General features: G+C 60.8%; 7 protein-coding genes. All 7 read right to left on the bottom strand.

The window, feature by feature from the left end; genetic code table 11:
• Positions 1-643 (bottom strand): beta-ketoacyl synthase N-terminal-like domain-containing protein (locus tag Q0M74_RS12955; protein ID WP_293955124.1); only part of this gene is annotated, 643 nt, incomplete at its 3' end.
• Between the two features lie 62 nt (positions 644-705).
• Entirely contained in the window at positions 706-1476 is a 771-nt protein-coding gene (locus tag Q0M74_RS12950; protein WP_293955122.1) for an enoyl-CoA hydratase/isomerase family protein, read from the bottom strand.
• Positions 1477-1568: 92 nt separating this feature from the next.
• Positions 1569-2714 carry a 1,2-phenylacetyl-CoA epoxidase subunit PaaE gene (gene paaE / locus Q0M74_RS12945; RefSeq protein ID WP_293955120.1) on the bottom strand — a complete coding sequence of 382 codons (1146 nt, stop codon included), beginning with the start codon at positions 2712-2714 and terminating at the stop codon, positions 1569-1571.
• Positions 2714-3259 (bottom strand): 1,2-phenylacetyl-CoA epoxidase subunit PaaD, encoded by a 546-nt coding sequence (gene paaD, locus Q0M74_RS12940; protein ID WP_293955118.1) that lies wholly within the window; start codon positions 3257-3259, stop codon positions 2714-2716. Before paaD ends, paaE begins: the two co-directional genes overlap by 1 nt.
• A 62-nt stretch (positions 3260-3321) precedes the next feature.
• Complete coding sequence (gene paaC, locus Q0M74_RS12935; RefSeq protein WP_293955116.1) at positions 3322-4158, bottom strand: 1,2-phenylacetyl-CoA epoxidase subunit PaaC; 837 nt, start codon at positions 4156-4158, stop codon at positions 3322-3324.
• Positions 4155-4442, bottom strand: a complete 288-nt coding sequence (gene paaB, locus Q0M74_RS12930; protein WP_293955113.1) for a 1,2-phenylacetyl-CoA epoxidase subunit PaaB — start codon at positions 4440-4442, stop codon at positions 4155-4157. Before paaB ends, paaC begins: the two co-directional genes overlap by 4 nt.
• A 33-nt stretch (positions 4443-4475) precedes the next feature.
• On the bottom strand, positions 4476-4801 hold a 326-nt coding region (locus Q0M74_RS12925), incomplete at its 5' end, for a Phenylacetic acid catabolic protein (RefSeq protein ID WP_293955111.1).

Raw genomic sequence — 4801 nt, 5'->3', positions numbered from 1 at the left:
GGCCCTTGACCTCAACGGGAACAATCTCATTATCAAAGTGGCCGGCCTTGATGGCCTCGACTGCGCGGCGCTGTGACTCCACGGCGAAGGCATCGGCGTCTTCACGGTTGATGGCCTTCACCCGTGCCACCTCCTCCGCGGTTTCCGGCATGGAGAAGGTCGTCTTTTCCTGGGCGGCAAACACCGGATTGACAAAGCGCCAGCCGATGGAGGTGTCAAAGGTGGCACCGGGCTTGGCAAAAGCAGTGCTTGGCTTCTCCTGGACCCAGGGTGCACGCGACATGGATTCCACACCACCGGCAACCACGATGTCAGCCTCACCGGCCTTGATCATGTTGGCAGCCATGGTGATGGCCGACATGCCGGAGGCACAGAGCCGATTGACGGTGATGCCGGGGACGGAATCCGGGTAGCCCGCCAGCAACCAGGCCAGACGCGCAACATTGCGGTTTTCCTCACCGGCACCATTGGCATTGCCCAGGATGACCTCATCAACAGCTGCCGGATCAATACCGGCTTCTTCGATGACGGCCTTGATGGTCAGCGCGGCGAGATCATCGGGGCGCACGGAGGACAGTGCACCACCATAACGTCCCACCGGGGTGCGGCGGCCTGACACCAGGTACGCATGAGGAGTGGACATAAAAAGATTGCTCCTAGAATTGTTGGAAAATTGTTCTCAAGATGAAGCGGTGTCTGACAGGCTTAGCGGCCTGCAAAAACCGGAACCCGCTTTTCATTGAAGGCGGCAAAACCTTCTGCATAATCCTGTGAGGAGCAGAGATCACCCTGTGCGATATTCTCCTTTTCCACCGATGCCCACAGCCCGATGCGCTGATCCCGCAGATCCTGGATGAGTGCCCGGCTGGTGAGGAATGCCTGGGTGGCCCCGTTTGCTGCCTTATAGGCTGCAGCGCGGGTGATTTCCACCAGTTCTTCAGCAGGGACAGCCCGGGAGAATAGTCCCGCCTGTACCGCTTCCGTCCCCGAGATCAGGTCACCGGTGACAATGAGATCCATGGCGCGGTGAGATCCCAGACGTTCAAAGAAGAGTGCATGCCCACCGGAATCAAGGGTGGCGCCCAGGTTGGCGAAGGGGGAACCGAATTTGGCATCCTCCGCCACGTAGACAATGTCCGTGGCAATCGTCAGGCCGAGTCCCACACCCAGACAGGCACCCTGGACTGCCGCGAAGGTCGGTGCGGGAAAGTTGCTCATCTGCTGCAACACCGGGGTGACCTTGTTGGCCAGGTAATCGGTGGCATCATCTTCTGCCGGGACCACACCACGGATATTGCGGCCGGCGCAGAAGCCCTTGCCCTCGCCACGGAGGATGAGGGCACGAACACCCCGGGCCTCCGCCTCGGTATAGGCATCGGAGAGTTCCTTGAGGTCTGCCTCAGAAAGGGCATTGCGGGCCTGGGGGTTGTTCAGCACCACTTCAGCGGTGTTGTTTTCAATGTGCAGATCAATCACGGGGAGGATGCCTCTTCTGTGGTTTTCTTCAGCCGGCCCCCTTTTTCCCAGGGGGCCGGCAGTATGCGTATCAGCGGTTGTACAGGTGTGCCTTAGGCGTCGTAGTCCACGACCAGGGTGTCGCCGGTGGGGCGGGTCTGGCAGGTCAGGACATAACCGGCCGCGATCTCATCCGGCTCCAGGGCGTAGTTCTCATCCATCTCATAATCACCCTTGACCACCTTGGCGCGACAGGTTCCGCAGACTCCGCCAGCACAGGCGAAGGGAACGTCAGGACGGGCACGCAGGGCTGCATTGAGAACGGATTCGCGGGCCTTGACCGGTGATTCAATGGCTCCACTGAGCCCGTCGAGGGTGAAGGAGATGGTGATGTTATCGCCTTCCGGATCAGCGATGACCGGGCGGCCGGTGTTGCCCTGGCCTGGTCCGTCACTGGCCTTACCGGTGGTGAAGAGCTCAAAGCGGACATCCTTTTCCGCTACTCCCCTGCCGCCGAGTTCATCGCGGCACAGCTGCACCAGTTCGAAGGGTCCACAGAGGAACCATTCCTTGACGTGTTCGGGCTGGAGGACCTTGTCCAGGAGGACTGCGAGCTTTTCGTCGTCAATGCGTCCGGAGAACAGTGGGTTGACGCGCTGCTCACGGGAAAGCACGTGGTGGACTGCGAAACGGTTGGGGTACTTGTCCTTGAGGTCACCGATCTCCTCGGCGAACATGACATCCGAGCCGCCCTTGTTGGCGTAGACGATCTCGAAGGTGGCCTCAGGGTTTTCCGCCAGGACGGTCTGGGCGATCGCCATGATCGGGGTGATGCCGGAACCGGCGGCGATGGCCACCAGGTTGGCATTGCCGGCCTGCTCAGCGATGGCATCGGCGTCATTGAGGGAGGTGACATGGGTCTTGGAGGTGAAGGCACCCTGTGGGTTCATCACTTCCAGGGTGTCGCCTGGCTTGAGATCCTCATTGACCCAGGTGGAGAACAACCCACCGAGGTTCTTTTTCACGGCGACGCGGATGGTGCCGCGTCCCGGAATATCGCAGATGGAGTAGGAACGGCGAACTTCATTGCCGTCGATATCTGCGCGGAGGGCCACGTACTGGCCGGGTACATAATCGTAGTCTGCCTGGAGTTCCTCGGGGACCTCAAAGCTGACTTCGACGGCATCGTCGGTGAGTCGGCGCACCTCGGAAACGGTCAGTGCGTTGAACTTTGCCTTTTGCTTGGTGGAAGTAGTCATTAGTGCACCTTGAAGTAGTCGAAGGGCTCGAAGCAGTCCAGGCAGTTGTGAAGGGACTTGCATGAGGTCGAGCCGAAATGGCTGAGCTTTTGGGTATTGGTGGATTCGCACTGGGGGCAGGCGATGGTCTCTGGTCGCATGAGGGTGAGCCGGACCACGCGGTTGCCGCCGTCGTTATCGGTGCGCCGGGCTGGTGGGGCGATGCCGTATTCACGGAGCTGATCGCGTCCCAGCTCGGTCATCCAGTCGGTGCTCCATGCGGGGTGGAGCACCAGTTCCACTCGGGAATCCTCGAAACCTGCGGACAGGAGCGCTTCCTTGACGTCACTGGTGATCCGGTCCATGGCCGGGCAGCCGGAGTAGGTCGGGGTGATGGTGATGACAGCAGTGGTGCCCTCAAACCTGACGGCACGGAGGATGCCCAGGTCTGCGATGGAGATCACGGGGATCTCAGGATCGGGCACGGTTGCTGCGAGGTCCCAGAGCTCTGCCTCTGCTGCGGTGGTTGGTCGCAGTGGATGAATCACGGTGTCAGTGGCGTTCACGGTTGCTCCTTATATATACGTTGGTTCAAAGATCACGGAGGGTGGCGCTGGTGCGGTGCGGGCTACCAGGTTGCGCCCGGGTGGCGGCGTGCCAGGGACTGCAGCTCCGCGAGGATGAAACCGCGGTGTTCGCTGAACATTCCGGTGCGCTGTCCACTGCGTGCGGAAGGAGTCGTGGGGACCTCCAGGCCGGCTTCTTTCAGGACAAAGGCGATGTTGTGGTCAAAATCAGCTTTGAGGCTGGAGGGCAGGACTGCTTCGCCGGTGGCGGCGAGTTCGGTGTGCATGGGCAGGTCCTCAAAGAGTTCTGCCACATAGGGCCACATGTAGAAGAGGCCTTCGCTGATGCGTCGGTGGGACTCTTCGGTGCCCAGCCCCAGGCGCAGGGTCCACTGGTTGGCGTGGTCGGCGTGGTATTCCACTTCCTTGACCGCCTTGGCGGCAATCGCGCGGAGGGTTTCATCGGTGGAACCCTGTAGTGCGGTGTAGAGACCGAGGAAGTAGTGGGACAGCAGCAGCTGGCGGGCGATGGTCTGGCCGAAGTCGCCGTTTTCTGTCTCTGTCAGGCGTGCGGAGAGGAACTCCTCCTCATCACGGAAGTAGGCGAGGTCATCCTCGGTCTTATTCCATGCGGTGCCCGCGTAGCTGTAGAGGAAGCGGGCGTGTCCGAGCAGGTCGAGGGCGATATTGCCGATGGCGATATCTTCTTCCATCTCTGGGGCACGGGCTACCCACCAGCCCAGACGCTGGGAGATCATGAGTGCGTCATCAGCCAGGGAGAGTGCGTAGGTGGCAACATTTTCCGGAGCAACTGCTCCGGTGGCCTGGATGTCTTCTGCGGTGATGCCATCGCCCTGGGTCTGACGGGTTGCGGAATCAACGGTTGCGTAGCTGCTCATAGGTGTGGCACTCCCTCGGCCTTGGAGTAGTAGGTGGCGTGGCGGTAGTTCTTGCCCTGGGAGGATTCGAAGAATCCACCCTTGGAATCCGGATCGGAGGCGATGACGACCTCGGCTGGGACGACCCAGACGGAGGTTCCCTCATTGCGGCGGGTGTAGAGGTCGCGGGCATTGCGCAGGGCCATGGTGGCATCGGCTGCGTGTAGGGAGCCGGCGTGGACGTGGGAGAGGCCTCGGGAAGTGCGGACAAACACTTCCCACATTGGCCAGGACTGCTTGGACATCTGGTTGTCTCCTTCTGGTGTTGAAAAGTGGGTTTAGGCGGTGAGCTGGGTGTGGGTTGGACGCTGGCGTTCCGCGTAGGCGGCGGCTGCCTCGCGGACCCAGGCGCCATCGTTGAATGCCTGACGACGTCGCTGCATACGCTGGACGTTGCATGGTCCCTCGCCCTTGATCACGGCGTGGAACTCGCTCCAGTCGAGCTCGCCGTAGTCATAGTGGCCACGCTCTTCGTTCCACTTCAGATCCGGATCCTCGAAGTGGAGGCCGAGCTTTTCCGCCTGCGGGACGATCATGTCCACGAAGCGCTGGCGCAGGTCATCATTGCTGTATGGCTTGATATTACAGGCGATGGACTGATGGG

This window comes from uncultured Corynebacterium sp. (assembly GCF_945649885.1).
In the GTDB taxonomy this organism is placed as follows: Bacteria; Actinomycetota; Actinomycetes; order Mycobacteriales; family Mycobacteriaceae; genus Corynebacterium.
Note: the sequence above shows the minus strand (reverse complement) of the source record. Positions and strands in the feature narration are given on the sequence as shown.